The 15,314-nt window shown below is 35.7% G+C and carries 17 protein-coding genes and 1 tRNA gene; 8 read left to right on the forward strand and 10 right to left on the reverse strand.

Features of this window, described 5'->3' with window-relative positions; translation table 11 throughout:
• Nucleotides 1–143 precede the first annotated feature (143 nt).
• Nucleotides 144–611, reverse strand: coding sequence for a GNAT family N-acetyltransferase (locus PMAL9190_RS11415; RefSeq protein WP_087845315.1), 468 nt, complete (start codon nt 609–611; stop codon nt 144–146).
• 11 nt (nt 612–622) lie between these two features.
• Entirely contained in the window at nt 623–1,111 is a 489-nt protein-coding gene (gene lptA, locus PMAL9190_RS11420; protein ID WP_065177123.1) for a lipopolysaccharide transport periplasmic protein LptA, read from the reverse strand.
• 286 nt (nt 1,112–1,397) lie between these two features.
• On the opposite strand from lptA, the gene PMAL9190_RS11425 reads away from it, so the two are divergent.
• The 5 genes from PMAL9190_RS11425 (at nt 1,398) to PMAL9190_RS11445 (ending at nt 5,896) form a co-directional block, all read left to right on the forward strand.
• Complete coding sequence (locus PMAL9190_RS11425) at nt 1,398–2,447, forward strand: HlyD family secretion protein (protein WP_087845316.1); 1,050 nt, start codon at nt 1,398–1,400, stop codon at nt 2,445–2,447.
• A 12-nt stretch (nt 2,448–2,459) separates the two neighbouring features.
• Complete coding sequence (locus PMAL9190_RS11430; protein WP_087845317.1) at nt 2,460–3,461, forward strand: DUF2955 domain-containing protein; 1,002 nt, start codon at nt 2,460–2,462, stop codon at nt 3,459–3,461.
• Nucleotides 3,446–3,910, forward strand: a complete 465-nt coding sequence (locus tag PMAL9190_RS11435) for a MarR family winged helix-turn-helix transcriptional regulator (protein ID WP_087845318.1) — start codon at nt 3,446–3,448, stop codon at nt 3,908–3,910. Before PMAL9190_RS11430 ends, PMAL9190_RS11435 begins: the two co-directional genes overlap by 16 nt.
• Before the next feature lie 204 nt (nt 3,911–4,114).
• Nucleotides 4,115–4,783, forward strand: coding sequence for a DUF1007 family protein (locus tag PMAL9190_RS11440; RefSeq protein WP_087845319.1), 669 nt, complete (start codon nt 4,115–4,117; stop codon nt 4,781–4,783).
• Between the two features lie 21 nt (nt 4,784–4,804).
• Nucleotides 4,805–5,896 carry a nickel/cobalt transporter gene (locus PMAL9190_RS11445; protein WP_235004350.1) on the forward strand — a complete coding sequence of 364 codons (1,092 nt, stop codon included), beginning with the start codon at nt 4,805–4,807 and terminating at the stop codon, nt 5,894–5,896.
• 110 nt (nt 5,897–6,006) lie between these two features.
• Here the strand turns inward: PMAL9190_RS11445 and PMAL9190_RS11450 are convergent, their stop codons facing one another.
• The 5 genes from PMAL9190_RS11450 to PMAL9190_RS11470 form a co-directional block, all read right to left on the reverse strand.
• Entirely contained in the window at nt 6,007–7,311 is a 1,305-nt protein-coding gene (locus PMAL9190_RS11450) for a lipopolysaccharide biosynthesis protein (protein WP_087845320.1), read from the reverse strand.
• Nucleotides 7,312–7,423: 112 nt separating this feature from the next.
• Nucleotides 7,424–7,642, reverse strand: coding sequence for a hypothetical protein (locus tag PMAL9190_RS11455; RefSeq protein ID WP_065167109.1), 219 nt, complete (start codon nt 7,640–7,642; stop codon nt 7,424–7,426).
• Between the two features lie 251 nt (nt 7,643–7,893).
• Nucleotides 7,894–8,844, reverse strand: coding sequence for a metal ABC transporter substrate-binding protein (locus PMAL9190_RS11460; protein WP_087845321.1), 951 nt, complete (start codon nt 8,842–8,844; stop codon nt 7,894–7,896).
• Between the two features lies 1 nt (nt 8,845).
• A complete protein-coding gene (locus PMAL9190_RS11465; RefSeq protein WP_087845322.1) occupies nt 8,846–9,709 on the reverse strand; it encodes a metal ABC transporter permease in 864 nt (287 codons plus the stop codon).
• Nucleotides 9,702–10,478, reverse strand: a complete 777-nt coding sequence (locus tag PMAL9190_RS11470; protein WP_087845434.1) for a metal ABC transporter ATP-binding protein — start codon at nt 10,476–10,478, stop codon at nt 9,702–9,704. Before PMAL9190_RS11470 ends, PMAL9190_RS11465 begins: the two co-directional genes overlap by 8 nt.
• Nucleotides 10,479–10,850: 372 nt before the next feature.
• Between PMAL9190_RS11470 and PMAL9190_RS11475 the strand changes: the two genes are divergently transcribed.
• Nucleotides 10,851–11,336 (forward strand): GNAT family N-acetyltransferase, encoded by a 486-nt coding sequence (locus PMAL9190_RS11475; protein ID WP_087845323.1) that lies wholly within the window; start codon nt 10,851–10,853, stop codon nt 11,334–11,336.
• A gap of 52 nt (nt 11,337–11,388) precedes the next feature.
• Here the strand turns inward: PMAL9190_RS11475 and PMAL9190_RS11480 are convergent, their stop codons facing one another.
• Nucleotides 11,389–12,759 (reverse strand): sensor domain-containing diguanylate cyclase, encoded by a 1,371-nt coding sequence (locus tag PMAL9190_RS11480; RefSeq protein ID WP_159458393.1) that lies wholly within the window; start codon nt 12,757–12,759, stop codon nt 11,389–11,391.
• Nucleotides 12,760–13,097: 338 nt separating this feature from the next.
• Here PMAL9190_RS11480 and PMAL9190_RS11485 point away from each other — a divergent pair.
• A tRNA-Gly gene (locus tag PMAL9190_RS11485) sits at nt 13,098–13,171 on the forward strand.
• A gap of 78 nt (nt 13,172–13,249) precedes the next feature.
• On the opposite strand, the gene PMAL9190_RS11490 is transcribed toward PMAL9190_RS11485, so the two are convergent.
• The gene (locus PMAL9190_RS11490; protein ID WP_087845325.1) at nt 13,250–13,738 is read right to left on the reverse strand and encodes a hypothetical protein; all 489 of its coding nucleotides are present in this window, start codon (nt 13,736–13,738) and stop codon (nt 13,250–13,252) included.
• A 492-nt stretch (nt 13,739–14,230) separates the two neighbouring features.
• Here PMAL9190_RS11490 and PMAL9190_RS11495 point away from each other — a divergent pair, with 492 nt between their 5' ends.
• On the forward strand, nt 14,231–14,884 hold the full coding sequence (locus PMAL9190_RS11495) for an acyl-homoserine-lactone synthase (protein WP_087845326.1): 654 nt from the start codon (nt 14,231–14,233) through the stop codon (nt 14,882–14,884).
• A 63-nt stretch (nt 14,885–14,947) separates the two neighbouring features.
• Here PMAL9190_RS11495 and PMAL9190_RS11500 read toward each other — a convergent pair whose 3' ends face one another.
• Entirely contained in the window at nt 14,948–15,253 is a 306-nt protein-coding gene (locus tag PMAL9190_RS11500) for a hypothetical protein (protein WP_087845327.1), read from the reverse strand.
• Nucleotides 15,254–15,314: the final 61 nt, after the last annotated feature.

Below are 15,314 nucleotides of genomic sequence, written 5' to 3' on the forward strand. Positions count from 1 at the left end.
ATAGGGATAATGTTTTTATTTACCGCCTTAGCAATCCCATTAGTGATAATATATGAAAAAATTTCCCCTAAAATAAAGCCCCTATCTTTAAATAAAAAATAGGGGCTTTATTAACTAATATCGTTATTTAAAACCAGTGATAATTAAGCGGTGGTTTTAAAACATTGGCGAGTAACATCACCCCAATATTCATCGTGATAAATATCTTCTACAAATTCATTGTTTGTATAAGCACCTATCGCGCGTCGCCAAAAAGCAATCGCATTATCAGCCCCTGCAATTTGCTTGCTCTGCCATAAGCCTGGCATCATATCAAATAGAATATGGGCAAAGCGCTGACCCGCTTTGTGCTTACGGAATACAGGCACAACGTAAAAATCACACACTTCGTAATGATCCACACTTTCGTTAGCAATTGCCGCTAGTCCAGCAGGCCTACCATCAATGTACAATAAATAGCCAGTAACGTTGCCTTCAATCGGCGTATCTAGAGCAAACTTACCCTCTTCATCAGGTAATTTTTTAGTCAATGGCGAAAATTCTGCTTCATAAGCTTGCGTTAAATTTAGATAAATCGCTAAATTACTTGAATTAACAGTTACTAATTCCACAATCATTCCTTTTACTTTGTTTCTGGTAATAGCTTAGTTTTAACTTGTTGAGACTTAGTCCCTGTTGCTTTCATAAATTGCGCTTTAAGGTTATAGCTGATCTCATTAGCACGAATCGTATTGCCATCTTGCACAATTTTAGCATTTTGTTTTAAGACCATCATATTGCTTGATGGCGTATAAATACCGTAACCAGACTCACCGTTGATCACTTTGCCATCTTTCATTACTCGTTTAAAGTAAGCGGGCTTACCATAAACTTCAATGGTTTTTAATTCTTTCGTTTTACCATTTAATTTAATGATCGCTTTATCTGCTTTAATGGTGACACCACCTTGCACAATATCAACCTTGCCGATCAACGTGGTGGTATTATTTTCAACATCCACATCTTGAGTAACTGATGATAACTCTATCGGTAACTTTGTGTCTGCTGTAGCAGCAAAGACAGAGCTACTTAAAAGTAAGAGTAAACTTGCAGTAAATAACTGTTTTTTCATTATATATTGTTCTCATCAATTGCTGCTAATTTTGTCACGATCATACCAATGAATAGCAAGCTAACTATGACTTCAAGCCTGAATCACTAAATATATCGCTGCTAATTATATTCTAACTGATTTTTGGCTTTTTATCTTAAAGCTATTTTTCACCATGATTTCTCATTCCCTTCAAGGCCAAATAGATCTTATGAAATCAAAGCGTTATAAGTTCACTTATTTTTTTGTTGCTAGTGCAACAAAATAAGTATAGATTAACCACCTATTGTTGTATAGGTAACAAAAAATGAAAGATAAAATTTATCAATATATTATTTATGTAGTGCTTACTATCGTCGGCTGTTTTTCCCTTTTTTTAGTTATTAGTGATAACGTGGCGCCTTTTACCACGCAATCAACTTTATACCGTGCTGTTGCTAATATTTCACCGCAAGTATCAGGGGTTATTACACATGTTGATGTTAAAAATGGCCAAACCGTCCACAAAGGTCAGCTATTGTTTACGATTGACTCTGCCCCATATGCGCTAAGTGTCCGTCAAGCACAAGCAGATTTAGCTCAGGCAGATCAAAACTATACAGCGCAAACACAACAATTAGTGACTGCGAATCAATTACTGAAACAACGCCAACTGCAATCACATAACGCAGCAACATCATTAGCTCGATTTAAGCAACTGGTTAATAAAGGCTTAGTAACTCAACAACAATTTGATGATACACAGACACAAGCAGCTGTCGCACAAAGTGCCTATCAAGCAGCTAAAGCCGATGTTTTACGTATAAAAGCGCTGCTTAACGGAAAAACCAGCAATGCAGCTGTAGCATTAGCACAAGCTAAACTTGCTCAAGCCAAATTGAATCTTGCACATACAGCTGTGGTAGCACAAACAAGTGGCACTATTACTAATTTACAATTACAAACAGGTAGTTATATCACTAAAGGTACCCCTGCTTTATTTATTGTTAATGAAAATAATAATTGGCTCAGTGCTGATTTTAATGAAAAAGGCATGGCACACCTCCAACCACAACACCCCGTATATATTGCCTTTGATGCGCTCCCTGGAAAGGTTTTTAATGGCACAATCAGTAGCCAAGATCGCGCAGAGTTTGACGCGGAAAACCCAAATAACCAACTGTCTACTGTTACAAACGATAAGCATTGGATCCGTGAGTTACAAAAAATACGGACTCGAATTCAGGTTAACGATCTTGATTCAGCTCTAATTTCAGGTGCCCGTGCAAGCGTTATGGTCCAAAGTGATAATCCGATCATCAATACTATTGCCAAAGTATGGATAAAATTAGTTGCATTGTTTCACTATGTTTATTAACTGGTGATTATCATGACATTAAGTAAAAATGAACTTAATGGTGCACTACGAATTGCACTAACCATCACAACTTGTATGCTCATAGGCAAACTTGCAAATTTTACTTCTCCTGTTTATTTTGCTCTTTACCCAACTATTTTAATGACTAAAGGCCGTCAATTTTCATGGGCTGGTATTGCTACGATGTTTTTACCGACCTTTTTTGCAGCAAGCGCAGCTGTGGTGGTCAGTAATCTCTTTAGTGAGCATCCGTTTATTATTTGGACCATTAGCTTATTCTTTTTTGATTTTATGCGCCGCCGTGCAACGACTCCAGCCAAATTAAATCAATTATTAATGCCGACATTTAATTGGATATTAATCATTATTTTTACACAGCATACCAACATGAATATGCCAATGAGGATCCATGAAATATTATTAGCGATGGTGATCACTGCCTGCGTTGCAAAAACCATGATATGGCTGCTACCTGTTATACCGCCCAAACAACCTACGCCACCGATGCCGACACTGACCATTCGTTATAAACATCGCTTTATTACTCTCGTATTATTAGGGATCAGCGTCGGTTTTTTGATGATAGTTGATTTAATATCTGCGACGTTTTGCTTAGTTCCTGTGATTGCAGCAGCAACTCAAATGAATCGAACTAACTATATTAAAACCATAAAATTACGTTTTATTACTCAAGTTAGCGGCTGTATGATCGCGCTTATTTTTTCTGTGCTCATGCTTGGGCATCAAAATATTATTTCTTATTATGTCATTATTCTCGGCGGGCTTATTTTTGGATTGGCGCTACTAATGACAACAAGTAAAGGTACAAATCGTGATATTCATGCTGATGCTATTTTAGCCACAGTATTGCCAATTCAACTTTATATGGGTAGCAATGCCTTAAATTTAAACAGTACCTTTTTACGTGGCTGGGAACTCGCGGTAACTTTAGGTATATTATATTTGATTCATTTATTACGTTTACCAAAGAGAGCCAAATGCAACCAGCAATGACCAATATACCTGAATTGGATAGTAGTTTGAGCTTTACGCTTGGGCTCACTTATAAGCAATTTAGAACTATAGCTAATCAATCATTAAGTACCCAATTTGATATCACACTTGAGATGCTTGGTGCATTACGAGTGCTCGATCATTTAGGTGAGATCCCTCAACAGGCGGTAGCAGAAGCATTACAGCGTGAACGTTCTGTCACTAAACGCTTAATCGATAATTGCATTAAGCGTGATTTAATTGAAGTAAAAAAAAGTGATCTCAATAAAAAAGCCCGTTATTTAGCCCTTACGCCCAAAGGATTGGAGGTTAAACAACAAGCAGATATCACAATTAAAACAATTGCTGCAGATTATTATGCGCCGCTAAATCAGCAAGAACAGCAACAATTATTATCTCTTTGTCAGCGCCTTATTAAACCTGACTTTATTTTAGACGGCAATAACTGATCGTCATTGTTTATATAAATGAGCTGCTAATAACACACTAATTTAGTAGTTCATTATCCTGATCTTCTCTTTATCTAAAATACTCGATAATTCCCCCCATTGTTCACCTAGATCAATCAATAGCTCTATGTTATAACATCACATTGATAGAGCTTATTATCCCCTATTATTTGCACTCATTATATGATGAATCTGGAGTTTTAAATGCGCAGGAATGTCCTTTGCAGTTTTATGTTATCAATTGCTGCGTTATCGCCAATAACCAGTCAAGCGCATCCTCATTCGTGGATTGATATGAAGACCTACATCGAAGGCAATAATAATCAAATCACAGGATTTAAAATGGTATGGACATTTGATGCCATGACTACCGCTTATATGCTTGATGGTGAAGATATGTCGCCAAAAAATAAGCAAAAAACCTTGAAAAACATTGCTGCATCTGTGATGGAAAACATGAAAAATGAGCACTATTTTACTTATTTCTATGACAACGAAACCCCAATTAAATACCATATTCCAGCAGGTGGCGAATTAATAAAACCACGTGCAAAAGCGACGCTAACTTTTGAGCTTCCATTAGCCAAACCAAAAACGGTCACCAAAGATTCACTTAAATTGTTAATCTTTGAACCAAGTTATTATGTAGATATGTCATGGGGTAACAAAAGTGACATTGTACTGTCACCCGAATTGGCCAAAACCTGTAGTTTTAAACTTATCGAGCCACATCCAACCCCCGAACAAGTTACGTATGCAATGTCGATTCCTGCTGATGAAAGCCCAGATCCTGATGATAAATTAGGTCAGGTATTTACCCAAACAGTTAAACTGTACTGCAATGTCGACAATGCCTTGCCTTCCACTAAATAGCATTGATTTAGGATTTTCCGAATGAAACTCGGCTGTAACTCAATCTCAGAGGCAAAAGATCCTGCTGTTGCCTCTTCATGCTGCGATCAGCATGAACCCAATGAACACCACCATCGATGTGAACATCATCATTTAGAACACAACCATGATGGTCATAGCGCAACGTGTGATCATCACCATTCCGATATTAGCCCTGCCCCTATCTCTTGGTTAACGCGAACAATTGTATTACTGTTATTTCTTGGTAGCGGTTATTATTTATGGCTACAATGGCCAGCGATGTTAATGACCAGCATTAAATGGCAGCGCGATATTAATGGTCAGCTCAGTGATTTACTTTATGATGCCCAGCAAAACATAACCGCGGCTTATTCATTAGCAGGACTGAGCTTTCTTTACGGAATCTTTCATTCCTTAGGTCCCGGTCATGGCAAGATGATTGTCACCACTTACCTTGCTACTAACCCTGCAAAAATAAAAGCCAGTTTAATAATGACAGTGGTTTCAGCATTTGTACAAGCTATTGTTGCAATTACACTTGTTAGTATTCTATTGGTATTTTTCAAATCATCAATGCGCCAAGTTAACGATGCTGCAGATCAATTTATCAGTTACAGCTTTATGGCGATGCTATTACTTGGCGCGATTGTTATTTATCGCAGTTTAAAACAAGCATGGCAACTTAGAACGGCACAACATCACCACCATCATGATCATGGTGATAACTGCGGTTGTGGTCATAAACACTTCGCTAATGCTGATGAAATCAATAATGCAACTAGCTTACGTGAATACATTGTAATTGTGTTCAGTATCGGTATTCGACCTTGTACCGGTGCTATTTTAGTGTTGTTATTTGCTAATATGGTCGGTCTTTATTGGCTTGGGGTTATCAGTGCAATTTTAATGGCTGTGGGTACAGCGCTGACAACATCAGGGATCGCACTATTAACCTTATCTGGTAAAAAGATTGTTAGTCGCTATTTAGCTACCAATCAACGTCAGCGCACCATGACCAGTATTATCATCAAACTCATTGGAGGAATATTACTGGTATTATTAGGGTTATTGCTCCTTAATGGCCACAGCTATGGTATGTCACCAGTATTATAACTATAGCTCTTAGTTTTCATTTAAAAAAGGTTGAGAGGCTATCATTGCCACTCAACCTTTTTATTTAATTAATAACACCAATACGCTAACGTTATTCATTTATATCAAACTTAATCAACCACAATACCTTGACGTCGATAACCACGTAAAATTTTCTGCTCTGCAATAGTCGATAAAATAAACATCATTACATAACCTAAGCCTAACGCAACAATTATTGCAACTACGTTAGCGGTAAATAATGCCAACAAATAATAGCTAACAACCAAAGTCACAATACCACTTAGGCGGATCATTAAACTTAAAGTGAATTTTCCATGTGCTTTTATATAGGCTAACTGGTATGCATTAAGCATCATGAAAATAAAGAAAATAGAGAAGTGAAATAATACAATTTCTGCGCCTTTATATTGGGCAGGGAAAATAAACCCAATGATCTCTTTTCCACCAACTAACATCACCAAGAAAAAGATCACACTTACAATGATCGCTAATCGATACACCCAACGCCGAATAGCCCGTATTTGAGCATGTTCTCCTTTACGGACACTTTGAGATAGTTCAGGTAATACAAATCGATAAATCGGAAATACAAATAACATTGTCATGTAAGTAAAAATCGGCCTTACAACAACTTGAAAATCACCTAATTCATCCAGACTAAAATGGGTGATCGTCAGCAAAACAGCCGCATAAATCATCAAAATACTGGCTCCAGCTTCTAACGATGCGGTAAAACTTTTACGCACATAGTTACGCATATTGGGATCGAGCTGAACAGTTGTTAATGGTTTGGTGGCAATTTGTTTTCTACGCTTCCAATACATGAAGTGAGCAACAATCAATGAAGAGACCATCACACTATAAAAAAGTGAGGCTAAAGCGCTAAAATGGAAAATATAATAACAACCAATAAAGGTAATAACGTTAGATGTAGGTTCAATCCAAGTAACTTTATTTGACACGTCATATAAGCGATACATAGCAATTAAATTGGTAAAGTATATCTTTAATCCCATACCAAAAATAACGCCAACCATCTCGAAATAGCCTACATTAATATGCAGTTCATGTTTTATATAAGGTAAAACTAATCCCCATGTGATTAACACCATCACAATTAAACTAAATCGAAAGATATTTATAATGTCATGATCGTTATGGGTCTGGCTGTATGTAACCACCATAGACGATCGAAATCCTGTCATTAATATTAACGATAATGACACAATATCAATAACACTATTGAATAACGCTAAATCATCTTTTGCAACCCACTGTGCCAACCAAACTTTAAACAAAAAACCAATAGAAATACTGACTAATGTTGCCCAAATACCCGCAACAAATGCTGTTTTTAAGCGAGTTAATGTATCAACATCATCAACTAGAGGAATGGTTTGTGGATTTTTCATACTTAGTAACTATAAATGAACATACTGCTATAATACTGGATTTTTCGTATGAGATCTCAACCGAACAGCAGATTTAATTTACACTGAATAGAATGCATTTTTATCGCTTGATTTATAATGATTTATTTTTCATTTGGCGCGCATAAAGCTCTTCAAATTCGGTGCAATAACGGTCTAAATTACACAATAAAAACTGAGGGTTGTTATTTAGCCCACGACTAACACAATAACGGATCGTTTTTTCAGTACTTTTGATTTTAAATCGTACAAAATTCAAACGATATTGTAATCGTTGCTGTGGTAATAACAAAAAACGTACCAATGAAACCATTTTTAACCCAACGAATAATATAACTTAATTATCGCTGCGCATTTTAACAAGTTTTGTAAGCAAATTAATCCTTTTAAATGAAATCAAAATTCTTAAAAATATAGTCTCTATTATTTATATGCTTCACGATAAGTTATCAAATTAATTAATACTCCTATCTTATTATTAAATATAACCACCTACTGTTATTAGTAGGTGATTATTTACTCTAAAGATAGTTTAGTATTGAGTGATTAAGCATTGATTAACTATTACTTCAATGCATTAGCAATAGTTGCGGTATTATATTCCATCATCTTAATGTATGAACTAGCGGGTTCACTAGGGCCTGACAATGCATCTGAATATAATTTGCCACCGATTTTAGCGCCTGTTTCATGGCTGATCTGCTCAACCATACGGTTATCGGTTATATTCTCAATAAATACTGCACGTACATGATCATCACGCACTTGATTAATTATTTTCGCGACATCAGCAGCACTAGCTTCAGCACTGGTACTGGTTCCTTGTGGCGCTAAAAAAGTCACATCATAATCACGTGAAAAGTATTGAAATGCATCATGCGATGTAACGATCATCCGTTGAGATGCAGGAATTTTGGCAAACTGCTTTTGAATATCAAGTTGCAATTTATCTAGCTTTTGCAAATAAGCTTGCGCGTTATGTTGATAATCACTGGTATGTGCCGGGTCAACTTTAATCAATCCTGCTTCAATATTTTTTACATAAGTTTTAACGTTAGTAACACTATTCCATGCATGAGGATCATATACGCCATGATGGTGATGGTGATGACAGCCTTCTTTTGCCGATGAATGATGATCACACTCTTCTTCAGCTAAGGTTAGTGTATCGATCCCTTTTGAAGCGACAATTTCTGTACCTTTAAAATGAGATGATTCGATTAACCTTGGTAACCACCCTTCAAGTCCTAGTCCATTAATTACCACCAATTGTGCATCTTTTACTGCCACGGCATCCATCGGGGCGGGACTATAAGTATGTACATCACCATTAATGCCGACAAGATCTTTTACCGCTACATGATCGCCACCAACTTGAGAGACTAAATCACCTAAAATAGAAAAACTGGCAACGACTGGCACCTTGGTTTCTGCCATTGCTGATGAACTTGCTATTAGTCCTAACACAACCGCAGCAACAACGGCTTTTTTATGTAATATCTTCTTGGTTGTCATGTTAACTTTTACTCCAACTTTTAAAAATAATGCCACCTTGGCGACCAAATAATAGTGACAACAAATACACCCCTCCCATCACCAATACGATAGATGGGCTGGTTGCAAAACCTAAATAATATGAAACAATTAAACCGACATAGCAGCTGCTAATCGAAGCAACAAACGCAATAACAAGCATGCCACCTAAGCGACCACTCCAAAAACGAGCAATGGTTGCAGGTAAGATCATTAAACCGACGGCCATTAATGTGCCAAGTGCTTGAAAACCCGCAACGAGGTTAAGCACTAATAGCAGTAAAAAACCATAATGAGCCACACCACTAAGCTTACTAACAGTCTTAAAAAAAGCAGGATCAACACACTCCATGACTAAAGGTCGATACAGCACAGCTAACGTAAGCACTGTTATCGATGCTATTAAAGTCAACAGAATCAAGGCAGCATTATTAAGTGCTAAAGTCGAACCAAATAAGACATGCAATAAATCCATATTGCTGCCTTTGGTAGAAATAATGAGTACACCTAATGCAAGTGACAATAAGTAAAAAGCGGCCATACTTGCATCTTCTTCGGCTTTTGAATGCCGTGCGGCAATACCGGACAAAATGGCCACAATGCAACCTGCAATAACACCACCAACTGTCATCGCAGTTACAGATATCCCTGAAATTAAAAAACCGATTGCAGCGCCTGGTAAAATTGCATGTGACATGGCATCACCGGTTAAGCTCATTCGACGCAAGGTTAAAAAAACGCCGATCGGTGTACCACTAATGCTTAATAACAAACATCCCCATAGGGCACGCTGCATAAAATTAAAATCACTAAAAGGTTGAGTTAAAAAGTGTATTACCTCAGTCATGCCCACATTCCTGCTGTGCATCCATTGCGATAGGAGATAATGTCGATAAAGACTGAATTTTATCAAAGCAAGGGGTGAGATAAGCTTGATACCCTGCTTGCTGTAAATAATGACTTTGAAGCACTGTTTTTGTATCACCGCTCGCGACTAACTGTGTAGCAATAAGGATCGTGGTAGGAAAATAGCGGGCAACTAACGATAAATCGTGCATGACAGCAATGACAGTTTTACCTTGCTGCTGACACCGTTTTATTACTGTCATTAAATCTTCAGATGTTTGCGCATCAATTGCAGCAAAAGGTTCATCTAATAATAATATTTGTGCATCTTGCAACAGCATTCGCGCAAATAGCATCCGCTGAAATTGCCCTCCTGATAACTCACTAATTTGACGAGTTTCCATCCCTGACAACTGCACTGTTTCTAATGCTTGAGCCATGTGATTCGATTCTTGTTGCGAAAAACAGCGCCAAAATGAACTACGACGCCAAGTCCCCGCGGAAACGAACTCTGCAACAGTAATTGGAAAATTACGATCGATGTGACTACTCTGCGGCAAATAAGCGATATCTTTCATGGTGTACTTACCTAAGCACACCTCGCCTGCTGTCGGTGTTATTTGCTGCATAAGTGCTTTTAATAACGTTGATTTTCCTGCACCATTCGGACCTACGATAGCCACTAAATCGCCATCATTAATGGTGCAACATATGCTATCCAATGCAATATTATCACGGTAGCAGGATGTAAAATTAATCAATGAAATCATACTATTACCTAAACAAAATAACTCAGCGCCCACCACAACAAAGTAATTATCATCAAACCGATAATACTCCGTTGGCATACACCGGTTAGCAATAATGAATTTTGATAGCCTGACTTATTTTGAGATGTTATATCATTACATTTTGAGTGCATGGTTGGTGGATTTTGTTGACGAATCATTACTCTATTCTTTTATTATTTAGCACAAAGACCATTCAGTGACGCCACCGCCACAACATAGTTATGTTATAACATAACAATATCAGCAAATACAACTTTGGTTACAAATGATTTAATAACAGTCTAAGTGTTCGCATTGCATTGGTTAAAAGCACTATGTATAAGTAAGAAAACAATCAATAAGAGTAAAAAAATGAAACTAAGCCCCATAACGTCATCGCATTGGTATCAAATAGAACGTATTCAGCAATTAGCTTATGGCGATGATTATTGTGAATCTATGGCTGTTTTAAAAACAAAAATAGCGATATCACCACAAACATGTTTTGTATGTCTTGATGATGAACATCAGGTTGTCGGCTATCTGATTAGTCATCCTTGCGATAAAAAATCTCTACCTCAGTTAAATAAAGCCAGCAAATATATAGATAGTACGCATTTACATCTTCATGATTTAGCGATTACACCGACATCACAAGGGCAAGGACTACCTTCTTTATTGATCAACCACTTATTTGTAACTCTTAAGACGATGGATTATCAATCAGCCTCATTAATTTCAGTCCAAAATTCAGCTCCATTTTGGCAGAAATTTGATTTCATTACTGATAACTCGCTTAAAGTGCCTATAAGTTACGGTTCAAATGCAATTGCCATGTCTCGTTTACTATCAATCTAATATGCGCTATTGGAAGTATTAACTGTTATGTCACAGTTAATACTGTTGTTGTTTATAGAATAGTAATACAGTTACGACCATTCTTTTTAGAGCAATACAGTGCTTTATCGATATGCTTTAGTACCGCTTCTATTTGATCATTAGGTGGCGAAAATTCTGTTAACCCAATTGAGGTCGTAATACGAATAGTGTGCTCTCCAAATAAGAAAGGATGTTGCTCAATAGCAGTTAAAATACGTAAGCAGACTTCTTCAGCCTGATCTTTATTGGTGTTATCCATAAATAATATAAACTCCTCTCCCCCCCAACGGGCAAACACATCAGTAGAGCGTATGTTATTAATACAGATATCAGCAAATATTTTTAGCACCTCGTCACCAGCATCATGGCCATAAGTATCATTTACTTTCTTGAAATGATCGATATCTAAAAAAGCAAGGCTATGCGTCAAACTATTATCTGATGCAAATATAAGCTCCATTTTTTCATTCATATACCTACGATTAGCAACCTTCGTAAGTTCATCAGTAAAAGAAACTTGCTTTAATATATGATTGCTATCAATAATTAGCCTGTTTTTTAATTTTAATATATGTTCACGCTTATATATATAAAACAAAAAAGCACCAACTATGAAGTACAGTAAACCACGAGTAACATTCAACTTAAACGTATTATCGTCAACTCTTGCTCTTGAAAAAACCCATTGACCATTAGGCACATCAACATTAAATATATTAACAAGGTCGTCTGATTTATTGAGACGATTATCAAAGATTGTTAATATTTCACCATCAGGATTAAAACCTTCAACTTTATAAAATAAATCTTTAAAACTCAAATTCTTAGCAAATGTATTGATATCGCTAATCGCAATAACAAAACCAAAGAAATTTAAATTATCATCAAAAATAGGCAATCTTAATATAAACGCTAACTTATTGTTTTGAATTAATTTAACTGGACCAATCAAAGTAAACTTTCGGCTTTTTATTGCTAAAGAAACCCCCTGTTTTCTTTTCTTTAAACGGTTTAAATCATGCCCAATTGGAGAATTAACCTCTGAGTGAGGATAAATCATTTTAATTATTCCCTGTGGCGCAAATTGTAATTCTGAAATATTATTATTTGTTTCCAAAATCTCTTTTGCTAATAATTCAAACTTCGATGGGTTATAATTATTTAATTTAAATAAAGCATTAAACGTTTTTAAACTTATAACCATATCATTAATTTCATTATTAATGATCTTTGATACGCATTGCTCTAAAGCTAGATTTTGTTGATTATTTTGTAGCTCTATTTGTTTTTTTTCGTTTAAAAAAAACAATTCAATCGCGATTAAGGTTAATAATAAGGCAATGACTATCGCTAAACTCGATGGGGTTATTCTTAACTTCATTATTAATACTTCAAGATGCATTAAAAGTAACATGGCATCACTGCATGGTATTTACTCATGTAGTAGTGACATTTAAGTGCCTGTATCTTAAGTCATATAAAATATTATGAATATAAATATAATTCGATATACGCATTTTGTTACACAATTATATATCCAGTATAAATATATGTTATACCTTCCATATCACATTTCTATGAGATCGTTTTATTTAATCGTCGTTCTAGCAACTAATTGCTGACATTTTGCACAGCGACTATTTAAAATAGCTCAATTAATTCATCTTTCGGATTAATCCCTGAATAAACAGTCTATTACCTTGACTATATCCATACAAATATTTATTGTTTACGCACTTAGCGGATATCGTATAATGGTATTACCTTAGCTTCCCAAGCTAATGACACGGGTTCGATTCCCGTTATCCGCTCCATTCTATTTGCTAAAAATTAAAAACGGTATCAATCTCTCGATACCGCCTCTAAAATAGAACCAAATTACGCTTGCACCATTAAAGCATTTGAGATGATTGATTCCATGATTGCGCAAAACCCTTAGCTGAAATCCTAAAGTTTAAATCTGATTTTTGCTTGTAAATATTAACAAATACTTTATGAATATTGACAGTTTCAGTATATTTAAACTGTGTGATCAGAAATGCCAACCCCTCATTGGTAGTTGGTGTATATACCCAGTAATTTTTACTGTCATCTGTTCTACGACAAATCTTATCCATCTGTACTTTTTGGCCATTAATGGTCATTGATACCGTTTTATCAAAGCCATTTTTATTGCATTGGCTTAAGAAACGTTCAAAACCATTATTGTTATATTTGGCTTTATACAGCGAAAAGAAAACTTTTTTTTGTCCCTGTTGCTCATCAATCAATGATGATAATACATAGTGTCCATCAATACCTGATGAGTTCCACTCACCCGCTTTAGCATGGATAGGCAGCAGTGTGGCACAAAACCAAGCAAGCCAAAAAAATTTACTCATATTATTCCTTTAACATCAATAAAATAAACAATACCTGCATGACATTGTTTTGACCAAATATTAAATCTTATGGCATTACTTTCTAAAAAACATCGCAATATAATAACGACAAATTAAGTAATAAAAATTTTAAATAAAAACCAATCAGGGCTGATCACAAATAAAAATTTAGTCATATTTAATACTGCATATTTTTTGCGACTGATATCATAGATATGAGTATCAATTTCAAATTTAAAAGACGATGCTCAATAACATAAACTCTGGCAGTTTTATAAAATTCAATCATAAAAAAGGGTAAAAACAGCGACGACTAATACTACAAAAACATTGAATTACAATCAAAAATACCAAAATGGAACATAATGCCCAAATACAAAAATAGTGGCTGGTTTTATTTGATAATTATCACAGTATATACATCATCATGCATTATTTGATTAATGAATTAATTACAATCCATTTGTCATTTTTTATAGAGTCTATTATGCGATGTACACTAATGTAATCACGAGTTCAGTTGCTTCTAAATGTACTCATCAATCGACAACACAACAAAATTTTCTGCAATTTATTGATGAGCATATCCATTTGCATAACGATGCTGGCTTCTTTTCTACCTTAGTCAATGCACGAATGGAGACAATTAATGACCTAATGCCGTATCAAACAGATAATCTCTATCAGTGTATTACCAGTGATTATGCGCAATCTATTAATGGTACAGTGCCCCTGGGTAGTCTTGCTCCCTATTATATTGAAATAGAGAAACAAGCTATTACCTTATTTGGCAATATCTTATGTTGCTGGGCTGAATATGAATATTACCGTGTTATTCAACGTGTTATTAGGCAGCCACTAATAAAAAACAATGCTCTACAACGGGTTGATAATAAAGAAAATATAACCGAAGTTGTCGCTCAAGTAGAAAATGATACTCGCTTATTTATAACGCCATACAGCGAGCTACCAATGACGCTTGGTAATGCTGTGGCATTAAAAACTATTGCTTGCATTATTCAGAAAAAAAATTGCTATGAATTACTCTATTTTATGGCGTTGCCAATTCACGGCGAATATGCGATTCATTATCATTATAAAAATACCGATCTATTTCCAACTCTGATTGCTACCTCACAATTTTAAATAGCAGCGGATCCCCATAATAAAAATGCTCATACTAATATCAGTATGAGCATCTAAAATAACTTATAAACCAGTCCACATTGCAGCACCTGCTGCCCAGACTTCGACATAACTTGAATTACATCTAAATTTTAAATATCCCCGGTTATTGTCTTTTTGGTAATTAACATATACCCAACCGTGGTTGTCCTTAGATTTATTATCTAAATGATTATCAGACATTGCTGTTACTGAATAATTGGTTTTCACAGCAATACGCTGTTGACACATTTCAATATCTTTAACCGTTGGCGGTTGACGTGTTTCAGTAGTGATATCACAGCCAGATAATAGTAGTACTACTGCTGCAACAAAGGAGTGTGTTTTCATTGGCTACTTACGTTATTTATCGTCAAAATTGTCGCTAATGAGAGACATAACGCAAGTACGC

This window comes from Photobacterium malacitanum (assembly GCF_900185615.1).
Classification (GTDB): domain Bacteria; phylum Pseudomonadota; class Gammaproteobacteria; order Enterobacterales; family Vibrionaceae; genus Photobacterium; species Photobacterium malacitanum.

Bases quoted from the DNA above. Each gene is read 5' to 3' on its own strand.
- lptA (WP_065177123.1), bottom strand. From the start codon at position 1,111: ATGAAAAAACAGTTATTTACTGCAAGTTTACTCTTACTTTTAAGTAGC.
- PMAL9190_RS11425 (WP_087845316.1), top strand. From the start codon at position 1,398: ATGAAAGATAAAATTTATCAATATATTATTTATGTAGTGCTTACTATC.
- PMAL9190_RS11430 (WP_087845317.1), top strand. From the start codon at position 2,460: ATGACATTAAGTAAAAATGAACTTAATGGTGCACTACGAATTGCACTA.
- PMAL9190_RS11435 (WP_087845318.1), top strand. From the start codon at position 3,446: ATGCAACCAGCAATGACCAATATACCTGAATTGGATAGTAGTTTGAGC.
- PMAL9190_RS11440 (WP_087845319.1), top strand. From the start codon at position 4,115: ATGCGCAGGAATGTCCTTTGCAGTTTTATGTTATCAATTGCTGCGTTA.
- PMAL9190_RS11445 (WP_235004350.1), top strand. From the start codon at position 4,805: ATGAAACTCGGCTGTAACTCAATCTCAGAGGCAAAAGATCCTGCTGTT.
- PMAL9190_RS11450 (WP_087845320.1), bottom strand. From the start codon at position 7,311: ATGAAAAATCCACAAACCATTCCTCTAGTTGATGATGTTGATACATTA.
- PMAL9190_RS11455 (WP_065167109.1), bottom strand. From the start codon at position 7,642: ATGGTTTCATTGGTACGTTTTTTGTTATTACCACAGCAACGATTACAA.
- PMAL9190_RS11460 (WP_087845321.1), bottom strand. From the start codon at position 8,844: ATGACAACCAAGAAGATATTACATAAAAAAGCCGTTGTTGCTGCGGTT.
- PMAL9190_RS11465 (WP_087845322.1), bottom strand. From the start codon at position 9,709: ATGACTGAGGTAATACACTTTTTAACTCAACCTTTTAGTGATTTTAAT.
- PMAL9190_RS11470 (WP_087845434.1), bottom strand. From the start codon at position 10,478: ATGATTTCATTGATTAATTTTACATCCTGCTACCGTGATAATATTGCA.
- PMAL9190_RS11475 (WP_087845323.1), top strand. From the start codon at position 10,851: ATGAAACTAAGCCCCATAACGTCATCGCATTGGTATCAAATAGAACGT.
- PMAL9190_RS11480 (WP_159458393.1), bottom strand. From the start codon at position 12,759: ATGCATCTTGAAGTATTAATAATGAAGTTAAGAATAACCCCATCGAGT.
- PMAL9190_RS11490 (WP_087845325.1), bottom strand. From the start codon at position 13,738: ATGAGTAAATTTTTTTGGCTTGCTTGGTTTTGTGCCACACTGCTGCCT.
- PMAL9190_RS11495 (WP_087845326.1), top strand. From the start codon at position 14,231: ATGTACACTAATGTAATCACGAGTTCAGTTGCTTCTAAATGTACTCAT.
- PMAL9190_RS11500 (WP_087845327.1), bottom strand. From the start codon at position 15,253: ATGAAAACACACTCCTTTGTTGCAGCAGTAGTACTACTATTATCTGGC.